Here is a 19,158-nt window from a genome sequence, read left to right as displayed (position 1 = left end):
CGAGGAGTTACCTATGAATCCTGCACTCTGGATCAGCAAGACCGGGTTGGATGCTCAGCAGACCAATATTTCGGTCACATCGAACAACCTAGCGAACGCCAGCACCGTTGGTTTCAAGAAATCGCGGGCTATTTTTGAAGATTTGCTTTATCAGAACATTAATCAGCCCGGTGGCCGTTCGTCGGCCGATACCGAGCTCCCCTCCGGCTTGATGCTCGGTGCTGGAGCCAAGGTCGTGGCCACCCAGAAAAACCACAGCCAGGGCAACGTACAGACGACTGACAATTCGCTGGATCTGATGATCAGTGGTCGTGGCTACTTTGAAATCCAATTGCCCGACGGCAGCCTTGCCTATACCCGTAATGGGCAATTCACCCTTAACAGTGAAGGCACCATAGTGACACCGGGTAACGGCTATCCTCTGCAGCCAGAAATCCAGATTCCGGAAAATGCCCAGAGTGTCACTGTCGGTACTGATGGTCAGGTCTCGGTACAGCTCAAGGGGGATGGAGCCTCTCAGGTGGTCGGACAGATCACCCTGTCAGACTTTGTTAATGCCAGTGGCCTGCAGCCGATGGGTGAGAACATGTTTCTGGAAACCCAGTCCAGCGGTGCCGCCATTCAGGGGACTGCGGGGGCGGATGGTATGGGAGTCATTAAGCAAGGGATGCTGGAGAGCTCCAACGTTAACGTCACCGAAGAGCTGGTGAATCTTATCCAGGCTCAGCGAGTCTACGAGATGAACTCCAAAGTCCTCTCTGCGGTGGATGGCATGATGTCCTTCCTGATCCAGCGGACCTAATGGGGAGAGCCATGATGAAAAGCGTATGGATGCTGGGGTTGCTGGTGTTGGGGGGGTGTAGTAGTACTCCCAATACACCCAGGCCTGATGACCCCGAGTTTTCCCCCGTATACGGGGAGTCGGAACCGGTCTCGGTGAGGCCGACGGGTGCTATTTTTCAACCGGATCAGGTTAATGGCATCTACTCGGATATCAAGGCACACAAGGTGGGTGACATCATCACCATCGAGTTGTCGGAATCAACATCTGCATCGAAGAAGGCCAATACCCAGAGTGGCAAGGACAACAAGTTTAATCTGGAACCAGTGACGCTGGGGGGCGTACCGGTTACGGCCAGCCCCTATGATCTCTCCGCATCCATCGGTCAAAACAGTGCGTTCAAGGGGCAGGCAAAAGCAGATCAAAGCAACAGTTTGCAGGGCAATATTTCGGTCAGTGTTGCCAAGGTATTACCCAATGGCAATCTGCTGGTACGAGGTGAGAAGTGGATCATGCTCAACAATGGCAATGAGTATATCCGTATCACCGGCCTGATTAGACCGGAGGATGTCACCTCGGATAACAGTGTGTCATCCCAGAAAGTCGCCAATGCCCGCATTTATTACGGTGGTACCGGCGATCTGGCCAATACCCAGGAACAGGGATGGCTTACCAGCTTTTTCAATGGTCCCTGGTGGCCGCTCTAGGAGATGTTATGAAGTCACTCCGTCTCGTGACTCTGCTCTGCTGTCTGCTGCCCTTGGGGCTGGCGAATGCCGCCCGGATCAAGGACATCAGCTCGGTGGAGGGGGTGCGTAGCAACCAGTTGATCGGTTACGGTCTGGTCGTGGGTCTGCCAGGTACCGGCGAGAAGAACAACGCCTTTACCGAGCAGACCTTCCGCACCATGCTCAACAACTTCGGCATCAAGGTCCCGGACAACATCAAACCCAAGATCAAGGATGTGGCGCCGGTGGCGATCCATGCGGATTTGCCGCCGTTTGCCAAGCCGGGCCAGACTATCGACGTCACTGTCTCTGCCATTGGTGAGGCCAAGAGCCTGCGCGGTGGTACGCTGCTGCAGAGTTTTCTGAAAGGGCTGGATGGGCGGGTCTATGCAGTCGCACAGGGCAGCCTGGTGGTAGGCGGGCTGGGTGCCGAGGGGGCTGATGGCTCCAAGGTAGTGGTCAATACTCCGACCGTCGGCCGGATTGCCAATGGTGCAACCGTAGAGCGAGAGGTGCCCAACTCATTTAGTCAGGGAGATACGATCACCTTCAACCTCAACCGCCCCGACTTTACTACTGCGCGTCGGCTGGCTGACGTAGTCAACGATCTGGTGGGGCCCAATACCGCTCAGGCTCTGGATGCCACCTCGGTCAAGGTCTATGCCCCGCGGGATCCGGGCCAGCGAGTTTCCTATCTGGCGACTATCGAGAACCTGGAGGTGGACCCGGCCAACGAGGCGGCCAAGATCATCGTCAACTCTCGTACAGGCACCATCGTTATCGGCAGTCAGGTGAAGCTCAAACCGGCTGCTATCAGTCACGGTGGTTTGACGGTGACCATCGCCGAAAACCAGCAGGTCTCTCAACCCAACCCGCTGGCGGGGGGCGAGACCACGGTCACCAACAACTCGACCATCAATGTCCAGCAGGAGCCTGGGCGGATGTTCAAGTTTGATACCGGTGCGACCCTGGACGATCTGGTCCGGGCGGTCAATCAGGTTGGCGTCGCCCCCGGTGATTTGATGGCTATTCTTGAGGCGCTGCAGCAGGCCGGCGCTATCGAGGGGCAACTGGTCATATTGTAACTGGCGGCAAGTGATTGCCACGGGTGGCAATGAGGTAAACAAAATGGCGGAGTTTGACACCAACAGCGGCATTAATCTCGGGGTGGTACAGGATATCAAGAACCTGGACCGTCTGCGCCAGATGAGCCACAGCAAAGAGGGGCAGGCCGAGGCACTGCAGGGAGCTGCGCGCCAGTTCGAGTCAATCTTTACCCAGATGCTGTTTCAGAGCATGCGTCAGGCCAACGGGGTATTGACTCAGGACAACCCGATGAACAGTAGCTATACCCAGTTCTATGAAGGGATGCTGGATGAACAGAGAGTGGCAGACATGTCCAGCAAGGGGGGGCTTGGATTGGCTGACATGGTGGCCAGGCAGCTCTCACCGGAGACATTTGTCCACCAGGATGGTCGGGTGCTGAAGATGCCGCAGCGTACGGAACGAGTTTATAAACCCTACGAACCACCCACGACGGCAGCCACTGATTTGATCTCAGCATCAAAAGTTGGCAAAGATTTTGCTGAAAAAGAGATGGAAAAGGGGAAAACCCCGCTCGTCATGCCCACGCGCGCCCACCGTAGTGTACCGCCAATGGTGCCTGTGGCTCACCATCGTAGTCATGGGGAGGGGAGCGCACAGTTTGATAGTCCGGAAGCGTTTGTGCAGCACCTGATGCCGTTAGCCAAGAAGGCTGCGGACAAGTTGGGATTGAGTCCGGCGGTGCTGGTGGCTCAGGCGGCATTGGAAAGTGGTTGGGGCAAGCGGGTGATCAAGGATGGTGAGGGGCAGATGACTCATAACCTGTTTGGCATCAAGGCCGACCCTCGCTGGGAGGGCCCCAGGGCGGTCGTCAGCACCCTGGAATATGAAGAGGGCGTCGCATCCCGCCAGAAAGCGGCATTTCGTTCGTATGGCTCGTTTGAAGAGAGCTTCAATGACTATGTGGACTTTCTCACCTCGGGTTCGCGCTACAAGGGGGCCCTGGCCAAGGTGGACAGTCCGGATCGCTACTTCGAGGCATTGCAACAGGCAGGTTATGCCACCGATCCGCACTACGCCAGAAAACTGAAACAGGTATTGCGCAGTGATGCCATTGCCCGATACAACGAGATGGAGCTGTAAATATGGCAAGCGATCTGCTTGGAATTGGATCATCGGGCGTGCTGGCCCAGCAGCGTCTGTTGCAGAGCACCAGTAACAACATCGTGAACGTCAATAGCCAGGGCTATGTGCGCGAGCGTACGCTGGTGTATACCAATGCCATCGGTCTTGGTACCGGTGATATCAAGACCGAGCGAGTGATCAACAGCTATATGCAGGGAGAGGTGCGTCGCGATACCTCTGCCTTTTACGCATCTCTGACCCATTACGAACAGCTGGCCGATGTGGATCGCCTGCTGGGAGACACCAGCAACAGTGTGGGTGAGACCATTACCTCTTATTTCAAGTCCTTTCATTCGGCAAATGAATCGCCCGCCGAGATCGGGGGCCGCAAGGTAGTGATGACGGAGTTGAGTGGTATGGTAAACCGATTTCACACACTATCGGCCCAGCTCGACAAGCACAGCGATACCCTCAATACCCGTATTGAAGATGAAACCAAGCAGGTCAACAGCTTGTTGACCAGTATCAATGATCTCAACCAGGCGATCATTCGCACTCAGGGATCACCCGAAGAGAACCTGATGTTGTTTGATCAGCGTGACGAGGCAATAAGACAGCTTTCCGAGAAGATGGATATTCGCACCGTTGCTCAACCCAACGGCAGCATGCTGGTCAATATGAGTACTGGCCATTCGCTGATCCTGGATGGAGGCGTTGCCCAGTTCAAGGTGGTGGCAGGAGACCCTGATTCCCGTGATCAGGAGTTGCAACTGACCCTTGGCGACAATCAGGCACTCATTGATCACGATACGTTTGGGGGAGCCATAGGAGGGTTGTTCAAGGCGCGTACCGACCTGGAGCCGACCAAGCGTGAGCTGGGGCAGTTGGCCGTTGCGATGGCAGATGCCATGAATCAGCAAAACCGTCTCGGGATGGATCTGGACAACGAGTTGGGCAGCGATATTTTCACCCTGCCAACCAGCAAGGGATTGCCTTATGGCGACAACACGGGGTCGGTCGGGGCGAATGTCAGCTTCGTCGCAGGCAAAGGAAGCTCAGTGACCCCTTTCGATTATGAAGTACGCTTTAGCAGTGCGACCGGATATGAGGTGTTCTCGCTGGACAAAGCAGGAAATCGAACTTCTGTGGCAACAGGCACCACGCCGCCAGCGACGTTTGAAGTGGCTGGTCACGGGATCTCGATCGATCTTACCGGCACACCGGCGGCAGGAGACAAGCTGCTACTGCAACCGGCAAAGGGGGCTGCTGCCGGGCTTGCTCAGCAGATCACCCGGCCGGAAGACCTGGCCCTGGCTGCACCGCTTAAAGTGCAGAAGACAACCAACAACATCGGCAGTGCGGACATTAAACTGGATGGTGTCTTCAATACCGGAACGGGTTCCGGTTTTGGTACCAATAGCCTGGATCCCGCCGCGCCCCAGATCGTCAAGATCGGCAACAACGGCAACTATGAGGTATATGCCGGTGATGGGACTACCTTGATAGGAATCGCTCCGGCAGCCAGCAAAGGGCAGAATTTGATGGCATCTATCGTCAGCCCCTTTCCGGGCGGACCCGCGGTCTATAGCAACCCTAAACAGAGCCCGGGCTACGAGTTCAGTATTACCGGCACGGTAGTACAAACCGACAGCTTCCAGCTCAGTTACAATACCAATGGTTTTGCTGACAACAGTAATGGCTTGGCTATGGCGGAGTTGCAAAACAAGGATCTGGTGCGCAAGAGTACCAACGGGGGAACGACCAACGACAAGATGACTTTCAACCAGGCTTACTCAGGCTTGGTGATGGAAGTGGGCAACAATACGAGCCAGGCAAAAACTCAGCTTAAAGCCAATGAATCCAAGCTGATCCAGAGTACCGGGATCTATGAGAGCGTCTCCGGGGTCAATCTGGAGGAGGAGGCGGCCAATCTGATCCGTTTCCAGCAATCTTATGCGGCATCCGCCCAGGTGGTCAGTACGGCCAAAACCATCTTCGATACATTGCTTTCGTCCGTGAGGTAACGTCATGCGCATCACCACCAACATGATCTACGATCGGAATCTTTACTCCCTGACCAATACCAACGAGCGGCTGGACAAGGCCTATCAGCAGTTGCAAACCGGCAACAAGTTTCAGACTGCTGGTGAAGATCCAGCAGGCATGAGCCAGAAGATGGCATTGAACAAAGAGATTGAGTTGTTCAAACAGTACAGTGTGAATGGCAGTTTGCTGCAGAACAGCCTGGGACATGAAGAGACGGTATTGGATTCTCTCAATACTGCGATGCTCAGTGCCCAGACCCTGATCCAGAAGTCCAATAATGGTGCCATCAGCCTTGATGACCGCAAGGCCATCGCCAGCGAACTGGAAGGGTTGCAGCAGCAAATGTTTGACCTGATGAACAGCAAGAACTCATCGGGTGAATTTATTTTCGGTGGCAATCAGAGCAAGACACAGCCCTATATAAGAGACGCCAACGGCAAATACATTTATCAGGGTGATCCTGGCCAGCGAAATATTCAGGTATCACCCACAGTGCAAATTGCTGCCAATGATTCTGGACAGGATCTGTTTGAAATCGTAGCGACCAGAAGAACCGCCAGTGCCACCAGTGCAAATATCAACGTCGGGGTCGGTGATCAGGGGGATTTTGATAATTTCTATAAAGCAAGTTATGACCCGACACTGCCCAGCAACACCTACACTGTTTCTACCACCATTGGCCCACCTGATACCTATGATATCAAAGATGCCGGTGGCAATACTCTGCAGACGGGCAATTACACTCCTGGTACCAAAATACCGTTCAATGGTCTCGAATTGACACTGGACCAGCCTGCAGGTGGCGCAGCCCAGCAGTTTGCTCTTAATCCTCCCAAAAATGACAACGTGTTGAACGGGATGTCGGATTTTATTACTGCTCTGCGTGACCCCAATATTTCCGCGGAGAGCTTTGAGCAAAAAGTGGCTGATGCCACTGTTCATATGAAAAATGCTCGTTTGAATATCGATCACGGGTTGGGTGAGCTGGGTGGCCGTATGAATAGTCTGGAGCAGGTGATGGGGTCCAACGAGGGATTGAGCACTCTCAACGCCGAAGCGAGATCCAAGGTGTCGGAGGCCGATCTCTATGAGGTGATTTCAACGTTGTCCAAAGAAGATGCTGCCTTGAGTGCCTCACAACTCTCGTTTAGCAAAATAAGTCGTCTGACATTATTTGACTATATTCGCTAAGAAAAGGCCCCTATGGGGCCTTTTTACTGTGGGTTTCCGGCAGAGTTCCCCTGGTATTGTCGGACAATTGTAACAAGCTGTTGCCATACTCGGTTTCATGGTTGAGGCGGGGTTGACCTCCCGGTGGGATTGGATAATCATGCCGCCCGCACAACAGAGGGTTGTGCATATTATTTGCAGCATCTCGTTAGGCGAGGCTCCTGTATAAACACAGGCCACTGATCTCACGACGTCCAGAGACGCCCAAGATCAGGACAGTTTTCATCGGATTAAGGTGTAAACCCAAGTGGCTTCCGGCATGCCGGATACGTTATACAGTGCTAAAGCTGGTACGTGGGGATGATGACACGCCGAACGGCGTCATTTCCTGCCTATTACTCGTCAATCAAATTGCTGTTTTCTTGTCGTTGCATCCGGCTATTTCCGGAAGCATTCAGGCTTGCCTGAAATCACATGAGGTTCTTTGTGATGAAGAAAACACACACCATTCTCAACCGTCATCAACTACTCGATCTCGCCAGTCTGCAAAGCTGGCTGGAACACAACCTGGATCCGGTTCAGCGTGCCGATCAGCTGCTAACCCTGCGTCCGGAAGAGCTCAACTGCATCTTTGACACCTTGCCTGCGTCAGAAGGGGCAGAACTGATCGCCTCTCTCTCCGCAGAGTGTGCCGGTCGCCTTTTGCTGCGGCTACATGGCAGCATCGTCAGCGTATTGCAAGAGGCGATCCCCCGCCGCGAAATGGTGGCTATCCTGCGCAAGCTGGGTCGCCAGGAACGCACCATGCTGCTGGCCCGTTTCCCGGCCCAGGCGCAGGCGTTGTACTACTCCCTGCTGGATTGGCCGTCTGAGTCCGTTGGGGCTAACATGCGCTATGAGTATCTGGCGGTGAGCGAACAGGATACCGTTGGCAAGGCCAAGCAGCTGATCCACGACGCCTGGGACAACGCCCAGCTATTTCGCCACATCTATGTGGTCAATGTAGACGGTCGTCTGCAGGGGAGTATCTCGCTCAAGAGCTTGCTGATTGTCGACCCCGAGGCCAGTGTTACTACGCTGATGGATCGCGAAACCGTCCGGATCAATGCCCGGGCGGATCAGGAACTGGCTGCACGCCTGCTGATCGATCGCGACCTTTCGGTCCTGCCAGTAGAGGATCAGGGGCGCTTGGTCGGTATTTTCCATGTTGATGATGCGGCCGATATTCTGGAACTAGAATCGACCGAGGATGCCGAGATGCAGGGGGGCTCATCCCCGCTCGATACCTCTTACTTACAGGCGACACCTTGGCAGCTATGGCGTAAAAGAGTGGGCTGGTTGCTCATCCTGTTTGTGGCGGAAGCCTACACCGGCACCGTGTTGCGAGCGTTCGAAGAGCAGCTTGAGGCGGTCATCGCGCTGGCGTTCTTTATCCCGCTGCTGATCGGCACAGGGGGCAACAGTGGTACCCAGATCACCACCACCATAGTACGTGCCATGGCGGTCGGGGAGGTGAGTCTGCGTAACCTCGGTACCGTGCTGAAGAAAGAACTCTCTACAGGTCTGCTCATTTCAGGTGCCATTGCAATGGCGGCCTGGGTTAGAGCATGGAGCCTCGGTGTCGGTCCCGAAATTGGCATGGTAGTGACCTTGACGGTGATCGCCATCGTGCTCTGGAGCGCCACAGTTGCCTCCATCATCCCAATGGTACTGCGTCGCTTCCGTATCGATCCTGCTGTGGTATCGGCTCCTTTTATTGCCACCCTGGTGGATGGCACTGGTCTTATCATCTACTTCGAGATTGCCAAGCTGCTGCTCCCGCAGTTGCAGGTAGCCTGACGGGGAAACAGCAAAGCAAAGAGGCAGCCGATGGCTGCCTCTTTGCTATCTGCGTATCTGCGTATCTGCGGGCTCAGGCCAGTTGAAAGAGCAGGGGCCAGCCCTGCTCCTGGCAATAACGGTGCTCCTTCTCCAGATTCTGCATCAGAAGGCGGTTCTCCTCGCACCAGTCGATCGGCAGGGTCACAACCAGCTGATCGCCTTGCACTGAGACTCTCCACTCAGGCAGCAGGTCGTCCTGGCGTCTGTGATGGGCTGCTACCGCAAGGCGCAGAATGCGGATGCAGCGCAGCACCGTTTGCATGTCGTGGTTGGGCAGGGAAGGGAGCTCGGAGAGCTTGAGCCCCTTACGCTGAAAGCGTACCAGCGCCGCCAGCAGAGCTTGATCGTCCTGGTTGAAGCCGGGCAGGTCGGTGTGTTGCAGGATATAGGCGGAGTGGCGGTGGATGCCGCTGTAGTTGATGGCAAGGCCAATTTCGTGCAGCCGCGCTGCCCAGCCGAGGATGGCGCGATAGGGCTCTACCTCCATCTGCCAGGGCTCTTGCAGGGCGTCAAACAGGGTCAGCACGCTCTGCTCTACCCGGGCGGCTTGCTTTTTGTCCATCCGGTAGTGGGTGCCAAGGGCTTGCGCAGTGCGCTCGCGGATATCGTGGTGCTGCAAGCGCTCCTCAAACTCGTAGAGCAGCCCTTCACGCAGGGCGCCATCAGAGTAGTCGAGCCGCTCGATGGGCAGCGAGGTAAACAGGCCGAGCAGGATGGCGACCGCGGCGGCAAACACCTCCTGACGCTCTTCGGTGAGCCCGACCAGCTTGAGGTTATCGACCCGCTTGCGCTCGATCATCAGGGCTTTAAGTCGCTCCAGCCCCTCCAGCGTAATGCTGCCGTCAGTCAGCCCCTCACCCTGCAGTACGTCGCGCACGGTGCGGATCGAGCCTGAACTGCCAAGACAGCTCTGCCAACCCAGCTTGCGGTACTGGTTGACGATGGGGGCGAGCTGGTGCTGCGCCTCCAGCACCGCATTGCTGAAGTTTTTCTCGCTCAGCTTGCCGCTGGCAAAAAAACTCTGGGTAAAGCTGACGCAGCCCATCTTGCGGCTGGTGAGTGCCTTGTGATCGAACCCCTCGCCGATGATGAGCTCGGTGCTGCCACCGCCGATGTCAACTACCAGTACCTGACCTTCAATATGCTGGGTATGGGCGACGCCCTGATAGATGAGGCGCGCCTCTTCCTGCCCGCTGATGATCTCGATGGGGTGGTTGAGCACCTTGGCCGCTTCGCTGACGAATTCACGGGCGTTACTGGCGCGGCGCAGGGTGTAGGTACCGGCAATACGAATTTGATCCGGTTTGATATTGGTGAGCCGTTCGGCAAAGAGTGACAGACAGGCGAGGCCGCGTTCCATCGCCTCTGGGCTCATGCGCTTCTGCTCGTCCATCCCCTCGGCCAGACGCACCCGCTCCTTGATGCGATCGACGATGCGAAAACGCCCTTCGCTCAGATGGGCGATCACCATGTGAAAACTGTTGGAGCCGAGATCGACGGCGGCGTAGAGGCTATTGTCCATTGTTTGACTCGATACGTTTGAGATAGTCGTAAATCGCGACCTGAGAGCGGATTTTTCGGCGATTGCCCCGCTTCACATATTCGTTTTTCTGGTCGGCATCGATCACCCGCGCCTTGCAGGTATCACTCAGTTGTAGCTCGAGAATATCCATGATGCGCTGCTTGAGCCGCTCGTCATAGATGGGCGTGCCCACCTCGATCCGGCCGTCAATATTGCGGCTCATCCAGTCAGCGCTGGAGATATAGAGCTGGGGGTTGCCCTTGTTGTGGAACACCATCACCCGCGGGTGCTCGAGGAAGCGGTCGATGATGCTGATCACCTTGATGTTGTCACTCAAACCCGGCACGCCCGGCCGCAGGGCGCACATGCCACGGATGATCATCTGGATCGGCACGCCCGCCTGACCGGCGGCATAGAGCCGGTTGATGAGATCCCGGTCCACCAGATTGTTGATCTTGAGGATGATGCCGCTCGGCTGGCCCGCCTTGGCGTTGGATAACTCGTTGTCGATGAGACGATAGAGCTGACGTCTGCTGTTGATGGGGGAGACCAGCAGGTGGTTGAATTTGTAGCGCCGATAGGGGTACTCGATATATTCAAACACCCCCTCTACTTCGGCGGTGATATCCGGATTGCGGGTCAGCAGCGAGAAGTCGGTGTAGATCTTGGCGGTCTTCTCGTTGAAGTTACCGGTACCGATGTGGGCATAGCGCACTGGCTCGCCATTTTCGTGGCGAGTGATGAGGCATAGCTTGGAATGGATCTTGAGGCTCGGTACCCCGAACACCACCTTGACCCCGGCATCGGTGAGGATGTTGGCCCAGTCGATGTTGGCCGCTTCGTCGAAGCGGGCACGCAGCTCGACCACCACGGTCACCTTCTTGCCGTTGTTGGCGGCATCGATGAGGGAGTGGATGATCCGCGACTTCTTGGCCACCCGATAAATGTTGATGCGAATGGCGCTCACCGCCGGATCGAACGCCGCCTGGCGCACCAACTCGGTGAAGTGGTGGAACTTGTGATACGGGTAGTAGAGCAGAATATCCTGCTTGGTGATGGCATCGAAGGCGTTGACGAAGCCGTCAAAATCGCGGCAATCGAGGGCCGGCAGTTTGGGGTTTTCCAGATAGTCACGGCCCACGTTGGGGAAGCCGATGAAATCCTTGAAGTTGTGGTAACGCCCACCCGGCATGATGGCGTCGTAGGAGCTGATCTGCAGCTTGAGTTTCAGGAAGCTTATCATGGCGGCGGGCATCTCCCGCTCGTAGACGAAACGCACCGGCATTGCGGTGAGGCGCTGCTTCAAGCCGTCACTCATCTTGTCCACCAGGCTCAAGTCCAGCTGGTCGGAGAGGTCGTATTCGGCATCCCGGGTCAGCTTCACCGCATAGGCGGCAATCTCGTCGTAGTCGAAGAAGCCTTTGAAGATCTCGTCGAGGCAGAAGCGGATGACGTTATCCAGAATGATGATCTGCTTCTTGCGGCGGGTCCCTTCCGGCGGCAGCTGGAAGAAGCGGGGCAGGTCGTCGGTCGGCACTTCCACCAGGGCGTACTGGATCACCTGACCGTTCTTCTTCATCTCGATGGCCAGATAGGTGTACTCATCCTTGAGGAATTTGACCGGATTGACCTCCTTGTTGAGCAGGATCGGGATGATATGACGCAGCACCTTCTCCTTGAAGAAGACCCGCAGCCATTTCTGAATGGCATCGGAGAGCTGGTTCTCGTTGACCAGGAAGATGTTGTGGCGAGCGAGCGCAATCAACAGCTCCTTGTAGGTGTTGTCAAACGCTTCACCGAGCGCCATCACTTTTTGCTGGATGGCGCGCAGCAGCACCTTGGCTTCATCGTCGCCTCCATGTACTTCATTGATGAGGATGCGACGCTTGACGTCCGATACCCGCACCTTGAAGAACTCATCCTGGTTGGAGGAGAAGATCCCCAGAAAACGGACCCGCTCGATGAGGGGCACCGTCTTGTCCATTGCCTCTTGCAACACCCGTTCATTGAATGAGAGCCAGCTCAGCTCTTTCTCTTCATACAGCTTGTCGGTGCTCATCTTGTGCCTCTGTTTCAGGTCGCGTCTGCGCGGCAGTTATGGCGTTAATATATGACAAATAAATGACGGTATTGTTACTGCTCGCTGAACGCCTCGTCTATGTCGACCACCAGATCGTCGGAGAGGGATTCCAGCGCGGTGATCAGGTCATCCATCGCGAGTCCGTCGGGCAAGGCAACCAGCGCGTGAGCATAGAATAGCGGGGCGCCTGAGTGGGGGGCCGGCTCACAGCCGGTAGTGAGATCGGCCACGTTGATCTCGAGCTGGCGCAGGATGCTGGCTACTTCATGGACGATGCCGGGGCGGTCGTTGCCGGTTACCGTCATCATTACCTGATGAGCCGGCTCGGTGGTTGGTGTCCCTTCGGCAAAGCTGATGGTCAGACCCGGCAGCAGGGCCAGTGCTTCGCATAGGCTGCGATAGTGCTCGTCGGGGACTGAGACATGGAGGATTCCGGCAAACTGGCCTGCCAGTTCGCTCATGGCGCTGCCCAGCCAGTTGCCCTGCTCGCGGCTGATGACAGCCGCCAGACTCTCGACGATCCCGGGTTTGTCTGAACCGATCACGGTGACCACCAATTGCTTTTGCATCCTGCTCTCCTTGAAATTGGATTTCTTGCTCGATCCCCATTGTGCCTGCTGTGGCTGGTCATATGAACCCCCGTCTGCTGGCAAATAGATAAAAAGACGGGACTTTTACACTTTCCATACGCTTGTCTGCTGCCTTGCTTCGTGGCGGCTGTGGTAAAGTAATTCCCCTTTCGTGTTGTGAACTGGATCGTGCTCTCATGAATACCCTTGTCCTATCGGGATTACTATTGCTGGCGCTGCTTGTGCTGGCGATCTTCTGGAGCAGAGGCAGACAGCAAAAGCGCCTGCCCTATGATGTGCAGGAGACCCTGTTCACTCCCGCCGAGCGATCTTTCCTCGGGGTACTGGATCTGGCGGTGGGTGACAAGGCCCGGGTCTTTGCCAAGGTGCGGGTGGCTGATGTGCTGACGCCGCAGGCCGGGATCGGCAAAAGCAAATGGCAGCAGTATTTCAACAAGATCAGCGCCAAGCATTTCGACTATCTGCTTTGCCACCCCGCCGATCTCTCCTTTATCTGCGCCATTGAACTCGATGACAGTTCCCACCGTCACCAGAAGCGCAAGGCGCGGGATCTCTTTCTGAAAACCGCCTGCGACAGCGCCGGTCTGCCGTTGCTGCAGATCCCGGCAAGTGCCAGCTATCTGGTGGAAGAGCTGCGCGAACAGATCCTGCCGCTGCTGGTCAAAACCAGCGAGCCGCTGATCGACGATCTGCCGCACGGGGCGCGTCGCGAGCCGACGTTCAACCCTCTGCTGCTGGATGGCGTGGATGTCGGTGCCGGGATGCGTGGCCGCACTGCCCATGCCGAGGCGATCTCGCCTGCGTCGCTCCACGAGCCCGCCATTCAGGCCAAGGGGATGGTGGAGGCGCCACAGAGTGAGGGGGAGCTGGTCGATGGTTTGTTCGCCGATGTAGAGGATGACGAGGAGCATGAAGTGCACCACTGCCCTCGTTGTGATGCGCCGCTGGTGGAGCGGGAGGCGAAAAAAGGCCCCCACGCCGGTCGACTCTTTCTGGCTTGCAGCCGTTTCCCCGAGTGTCGTTACGCGGCGCCGCACAACCATAATCGCCACTGAGTGCTCTTCACTGTGTCACATGCTGCCCTCTGACGAGGGCAGTTTTCTTTCTGCCATTGGTGGCGTTTGTTCGCGGCGCCCATGGAGAAAATTCCTCGGCAAAATTTATCTAATCTCCCGTTTCTGTCGATACACTTAGCCTGAATACGACAATTTTTGACAATGCGTCGGTTTTTTGGCACTTTGTGTGCTTGCAAAAATACAGTCTGTAGCTGTTTTATTACTAAATAAAACAATAAGTTAGTTCAGGATGTCGCGAGGGATGGATATGGTGGAGATGGGCGTGTTGATTGTTGATGCCGATGCGCAGCGGCGCCAGCAGTTGGGAACCGTACTCTCGTTTATGGGGATCCTGTGGCAGGATGTCGCAGAAGGGGACCTGGATGTTGCTATCGAATCTTCCGGCCCACTGCAAGGGGTACTGGTAGGTGAGCTGACTGGTCGCACTTTGCCCGAGTTACTTGCCGCTTTCCCTCGTACCCCCTTTATCTCGCTGGTTGAGGAGGAACTGCCCAACAGCAACTTCATCGGGGTCGCGCTCTCACCATTTACCTATGAATCTCTCACCCGCCATCTGCACTTCTGTCAGGCCTTTGTATCCTTGCATCCCCGTCAGCAGACCCATGACAAGGGGCAGACGTTACTGCGTTTGCTGGTGGGTAAAGGAAAAGGGATCCAGGAGGTTCGTCGCCTCATTAGCCAGGTGGCCGAGACAGATGCCAACGTGCTGATCCTCGGCGAGTCCGGAACCGGCAAAGAGGTCGTGGCCCGTGCCATTCACGAACTCTCGGCCCGCAGTAGTGGCCCCTTTGTGCCTATCAACTGTGGTGCCATTCCTGCCGAGTTGCTGGAGAGCGAACTGTTCGGTCACGAGAAGGGAGCCTTTACCGGCGCCATCGCAGCCCGTCGCGGTCGTTTCGAGCTGGCGCAGGGGGGCACCCTGTTCCTCGACGAGATTGGCGACATGCCGATGCCGATGCAGGTCAAACTGCTGCGGGTATTGCAGGAGCGGCTGTTTGATCGGGTGGGTGGTGGCAAGCCTATTCAGGCTGATGTGCGCATCATTGCGGCGACCCACCGTGATCTGGAGGCATTGATCCGCAGTCAGGGCTTTCGTGAAGATCTCTACTATCGTCTCAACGTCTTCCCGATCGAGACTCCGCCACTGCGGGAGCGCATCGATGACATTCCGCTGCTGCTGCAAGAGCTGCTCAACCGTCATGCGGAGCAGCACCACAGCGTGATCCGTCTGACTCAGCGGGCGTTGGAATCACTGATGCAGTATCCCTGGCCGGGTAATGTACGCGAGCTTTCCAATCTGCTTGAGCGGCTGCTTATCCTTTACCCACAGCAGATTGTCGATGTGGCGGATCTGCCAAGCCGTTATCGTCTGCTGCCGTGTGAACCGAGGGATGAGCGGCTGACAGAGTTGGATGAGCGGGATGCGCTGGCTGCGGTATTCCAGGAGCCGCCGGAACTGGATCATCCTCTCGCCTCTGCCCGCACCATGCAGTTGCCGGAGGAGGGGGTCAATCTCAAGGAAATGTTGGCCGACCTCGAGGTGGAGTTGATCCGCCAGGCGCTGGAGTCTCAGGACGGGGTGGTGGCCCGCGCCGCCGATCTGCTCGGCATGCGGCGCACCACCCTGGTAGAGAAGATGAAAAAGTACGGGATGAGCAAGGACGTCTGAGGGTCAAAGCCTTGACGCCAACGCACAATTCATTGTTTTAATTCATATAATTTAGTGGCATGGAAATTGAATAACCTGACCCAATAGCCAGTTTGAGGTCAGCTTTATGACAATCCAGCAACAGGACATGCCACTCCAGTCACACGAAGTGAGCCAGCTCTACGCCATCTTCAAGGCGCTCCCCACCGGGGTGTTGCTGCTTGATGGGGCTGGTGTGGTCACCCGCGCGAATCCAGCTGCCATCTCACTGCTGGGAGAGCCGCTGGAAGGGGAGCTTTGGCGTAACATCATTGCCCGCTGCTTCGAGCCGCGCGAGGATGATGGCCACGAGATCTCCCTGCGCGACGGGCGCCGAGTGCAGCTCTCGACCCAGCCGCTGCCTGATCAGCGTGGTCAGCTGGTCTTTATCAACGACCTGACTGAAACCCGCAAGCTGCAGGATCGCATCAATCACATGAAGCGGCTGTCGGCACTCGGTAATATGGCGGCTTCGCTCGCCCACCAGATCCGCACTCCGCTCTCCGCAGCCATGCTCTATGCCGCCAACCTGGCCAACCGTACCCTCAAGCCGGAGTCCCGCACTCAGTTTCAGCAAAAGCTGATGGCCCGTCTGCAGGATCTGGAGAAGCAGATCAACGATATCCTGCTGTTTGCCCGCAACGGTGACAGTCAGGTGGTCACCCCCATCTCGGTACAGGGCCTAATGGTTGAAGTTCAGGCAGGCGCCGAGGCTTTCTGTCAGCAACAGGGCTGCGAGCTGCACATGGAGGCGCCTGAGCCCGATCTCTGTCTGCTGGCCAACAGCAGTGCGCTGGCGGGAGCCATCAACAACCTGATAGCAAATGCTCAGCAGGCAGGGGCCACCTCGCTGCTGGTCAGCGCGGTGCGCAGTGGTGCCCGGGTGGAGATACGGGTCATCGACAATGGCAAGGGGATCCCTTCCCATCAGCTCGGTCAGGTATTCGAACCCTTCTTTACCACTCGCTCCCAAGGCACTGGCCTCGGGTTGGCGGTGGTGCAATCCGTCGTGCGTGCCCATCAGGGGGAGGTCGGTGTGGCCTCGGTTCCCGGTGAAGGCACCTGTTTTACTCTGTCGTTCCCCCTGCATCAGCAACCGGTGCAGCTTGGAGGTGTAGCATGACACAGGCCAGGATCCTGGTAGTTGAAGATGACAATGGCCTGCGCGAAGCGCTGGTGGATACTCTGTTACTGGGGGGCTATGAGTGTCGTGAAGCGGACAGTGGCGAGCGGGCTCTGCTGGCGCTCTCCCGTCAGCCGTTTGACATGGTGATCTCCGATATCCAGATGGGGGGGATGGATGGGGTGACGCTGCTGGCCACCATCCGCCAGCAATATCCACAGATCCCCGTGTTGCTGATGACCGCCTACGCCAATATCGACGGTGCAGTTCGTGCCATGCGCGAAGGGGCCATCGATTATCTGGCCAAGCCCTTTTCTCCGGAAGTGCTGCTCAATCAGGTTAGTCGTTATGTACCGGCCCAGAAGGTGGAGAAGCGCGCCGTGGTCTACGGGGATCCCAAAACCGCCGAGCTGTTCCAGCTGGCGACCCGAGTGGCCAGAAGCGAAGCGACCGTGATGGTGACCGGCCCGAGCGGAACCGGCAAAGAGGTGTTGGCCCGTTACATTCACGACAACTCCAACCGCGCCGAGCAGCCTTTCGTCGCCATCAACTGCGCCGCCATTCCGGAAAACATGCTGGAGGCGACCCTGTTTGGCTACGAGAAGGGGGCTTTCACCGGTGCGGTACAGGGGTGCCCCGGCAAGTTCGAGCAGGCGCAGGGGGGCACCCTGCTGCTTGACGAGATCACCGAGATGGATCAGGGGCTGCAAGCCAAATTGCTGCGGGTGTTGCAGGAGAAAGAGGTGGAGCGGCTCGGCAGTCGCAAGATGATCCCGCTGGATGTGCGGGTCATCGCCACCAGCAACCGGGATTTGAAAAAAGCGGTACAGGATGGCCTGTTTCGCGAAGATCTCTACTATCGTCTCAACGTCTTCCCGCTGCGCTGGTCTGCTCTGAACGAGCGGACCGGTGACATTCTGCCGCTGGCGGAACATTTGCTGGCCCTCCATGCCAGCCAGCAGGGGTTGCCGACACCCAGATTGACCGAGACATCACGGAGGAGGCTGCTAGCACACAGCTGGCCCGGCAATGTGCGGGAGTTGGACAACGTGGTACAGCGCGCCCTGATCCTCAGTCCGGACGGGCTGATCGATGGGGAGCACCTCATTCTGGAGGAGCTGGACGAAGAGAGCATGGAGTCGATCTGTGTGGAGCGCAGTTATGGCGGTGATCGCCTTGGCAGCGAGCTCAAGCAGCAGGAGCACCAGATCATTCTCGACACCCTGCAAGAGTGCAACGGCAGCCGCAAGGATGTCGCGGACCGACTCGGCATCAGCCCGCGCACCCTGCGCTACAAGCTCGCCCAGATGCGGGATGCGGGGATCGATTTGCCCGCCTGAGTCAGGTTGTTTGCCCGAGAGTGAGGGCGAAGCTTCATCGTGCTGGCGCTGTCATGGTCTTGACAGCCCGGCTCGATTATCATGGGGCCCTTGGCGCTTTGAGCCTGGCCCCTGTTTTTATTGGTAAAGCAGGGGACCGAGCCTTAATAAGGGACCCCTATGATCTCTCATCGAAAACTCGAAACCGTACTGAACCATCTGCTCGAACCTCACGCCATAAAGGATTACTGCCCCAACGGCTTGCAAGTGGAGGGGCGCGAGCGCATTCGCAAGGTGGTGACCGGAGTCACCGCCAGTCAGGCGCTTATCGACGCGGCGGTGGCTGCCGAGGCCGATGCTATTCTGGTCCATCACGGCTACTTCTGGAGCGGTGAACCGGCCCAGATCACCGGCATGAAGCAGCGTCGGCTCAAGACCCTGCTGACCCACGATATCAACCTGTTTGCCTACCATTTACCGCTGGATGTCCATCCCGAGGTGGGTAACAACGCCCAGCTCGCCAAGCTGCTCGACATCAAGGTGCGTCGCGGTCTGGAGCCGTGGAACAGCAAGAGCGTCGCCATGGTGGGCAAGCTGGAAGAGCCGATGAATGGTGCCGACTTTGCCAAGCTGATTGCCGATCGCCTTGGCCGCGAACCACTCTATTGTGGCGACAGCGGCCCCGAGCTTATCCGTTCCGTAGCCTGGTGCACCGGTGGCGGTCAGAGCTACATCAATCTGGCGGCGGAGCAGGGCATCGATGCCTTTATCTCTGGCGAAGCCTCCGAGCAGACCATTCACACCGCTCGCGAGATGGGGATGCACTTCTACGCCGCTGGCCATCACGCCACCGAGCGTTATGGTGTCAAGGCGCTGGGGGAGTGGCTGGCGACCGTGCATGGGCTGGATGTCACCTTTATCGATATCGACAATCCGGTCTAGGGTCGCTTGGCCGCGTAGCGGCGTAATCGGACCTGACCTAAGCC

At 57.0% G+C, this 19,158-nt stretch carries 15 protein-coding genes and 1 riboswitch; of the genes, 12 read left to right on the top strand and 3 right to left on the bottom strand.

Going from position 1 to position 19,158, the window contains the following annotated elements; translation table 11 throughout:
* Positions 1-13: 13 nt before the first annotated feature.
* From flgG to mgtE, 7 genes are all read left to right on the top strand, one after another.
* Positions 14-802 carry a flagellar basal-body rod protein FlgG gene (gene flgG, locus G5367_RS08735; RefSeq protein ID WP_005344532.1) on the top strand — a complete coding sequence of 263 codons (789 nt, stop codon included), beginning with the start codon at positions 14-16 and terminating at the stop codon, positions 800-802.
* 14 nt (positions 803-816) lie between these two features.
* Entirely contained in the window at positions 817-1,488 is a 672-nt protein-coding gene (flgH, locus tag G5367_RS08730) for a flagellar basal body L-ring protein FlgH (RefSeq protein WP_236346693.1), read from the top strand.
* 8 nt (positions 1,489-1,496) lie between these two features.
* Entirely contained in the window at positions 1,497-2,594 is a 1,098-nt protein-coding gene (locus G5367_RS08725; protein WP_005344534.1) for a flagellar basal body P-ring protein FlgI, read from the top strand.
* 43 nt (positions 2,595-2,637) lie between these two features.
* Complete coding sequence (gene flgJ, locus G5367_RS08720) at positions 2,638-3,696, top strand: flagellar assembly peptidoglycan hydrolase FlgJ (protein ID WP_216979073.1); 1,059 nt, start codon at positions 2,638-2,640, stop codon at positions 3,694-3,696.
* A 2-nt stretch (positions 3,697-3,698) separates the two neighbouring features.
* Positions 3,699-5,702 carry a FlgK family flagellar hook-associated protein gene (locus G5367_RS08715; RefSeq protein ID WP_421243989.1) on the top strand — a complete coding sequence of 668 codons (2,004 nt, stop codon included), beginning with the start codon at positions 3,699-3,701 and terminating at the stop codon, positions 5,700-5,702.
* Between the two features lie 4 nt (positions 5,703-5,706).
* On the top strand, positions 5,707-6,915 hold the full coding sequence (gene flgL / locus G5367_RS08710) for a flagellar hook-associated protein FlgL (protein WP_421243988.1): 1,209 nt from the start codon (positions 5,707-5,709) through the stop codon (positions 6,913-6,915).
* Positions 6,916-7,091: 176 nt separating this feature from the next.
* A riboswitch (M-box (ykoK) riboswitch) is annotated at positions 7,092-7,261 on the top strand.
* A 122-nt stretch (positions 7,262-7,383) separates the two neighbouring features.
* Positions 7,384-8,733, top strand: coding sequence for a magnesium transporter (gene mgtE / locus G5367_RS08705; RefSeq protein WP_421243987.1), 1,350 nt, complete (start codon positions 7,384-7,386; stop codon positions 8,731-8,733).
* A 73-nt stretch (positions 8,734-8,806) separates the two neighbouring features.
* Here the strand turns inward: mgtE and ppx are convergent, their stop codons facing one another.
* The 3 genes from ppx to G5367_RS08690 form a co-directional block, all read right to left on the bottom strand.
* Positions 8,807-10,297 (bottom strand): exopolyphosphatase, encoded by a 1,491-nt coding sequence (gene ppx / locus G5367_RS08700; RefSeq protein WP_421243986.1) that lies wholly within the window; start codon positions 10,295-10,297, stop codon positions 8,807-8,809.
* Complete coding sequence (ppk1, locus tag G5367_RS08695) at positions 10,287-12,356, bottom strand: polyphosphate kinase 1 (protein WP_005344546.1); 2,070 nt, start codon at positions 12,354-12,356, stop codon at positions 10,287-10,289. Before ppk1 ends, ppx begins: the two co-directional genes overlap by 11 nt.
* A 74-nt stretch (positions 12,357-12,430) precedes the next feature.
* Entirely contained in the window at positions 12,431-12,946 is a 516-nt protein-coding gene (locus G5367_RS08690) for a glycine cleavage system protein R (RefSeq protein WP_005344548.1), read from the bottom strand.
* Between the two features lie 197 nt (positions 12,947-13,143).
* Here G5367_RS08690 and G5367_RS08685 point away from each other — a divergent pair, with 197 nt between their 5' ends.
* The 5 genes from G5367_RS08685 to G5367_RS08665 all read left to right on the top strand — a co-directional run bounded on the left by G5367_RS08685 (position 13,144) and on the right by G5367_RS08665 (position 19,114).
* Positions 13,144-14,022, top strand: coding sequence for a DUF2726 domain-containing protein (locus tag G5367_RS08685; RefSeq protein ID WP_421243985.1), 879 nt, complete (start codon positions 13,144-13,146; stop codon positions 14,020-14,022).
* Between the two features lie 268 nt (positions 14,023-14,290).
* The gene (locus tag G5367_RS08680) at positions 14,291-15,712 is read left to right on the top strand and encodes a sigma-54 dependent transcriptional regulator (protein WP_005344552.1); all 1,422 of its coding nucleotides are present in this window, start codon (positions 14,291-14,293) and stop codon (positions 15,710-15,712) included.
* A 106-nt stretch (positions 15,713-15,818) separates the two neighbouring features.
* Positions 15,819-16,853, top strand: coding sequence for a sensor histidine kinase (locus G5367_RS08675; protein WP_337072999.1), 1,035 nt, complete (start codon positions 15,819-15,821; stop codon positions 16,851-16,853).
* Complete coding sequence (locus G5367_RS08670; protein ID WP_421243984.1) at positions 16,850-18,193, top strand: sigma-54-dependent transcriptional regulator; 1,344 nt, start codon at positions 16,850-16,852, stop codon at positions 18,191-18,193. Before G5367_RS08675 ends, G5367_RS08670 begins: the two co-directional genes overlap by 4 nt.
* Positions 18,194-18,352: 159 nt before the next feature.
* Complete coding sequence (locus tag G5367_RS08665) at positions 18,353-19,114, top strand: Nif3-like dinuclear metal center hexameric protein (RefSeq protein ID WP_216979065.1); 762 nt, start codon at positions 18,353-18,355, stop codon at positions 19,112-19,114.
* Positions 19,115-19,158 lie beyond the last annotated feature (44 nt).

This window comes from Aeromonas sp. 604282 (genome assembly GCF_049170575.1).
Classification (GTDB): Bacteria; Pseudomonadota; Gammaproteobacteria; order Enterobacterales; family Aeromonadaceae; genus Aeromonas; species Aeromonas veronii_A.
Note: the sequence above shows the minus strand (reverse complement) of the source record. Positions and strands in the feature narration are given on the sequence as shown.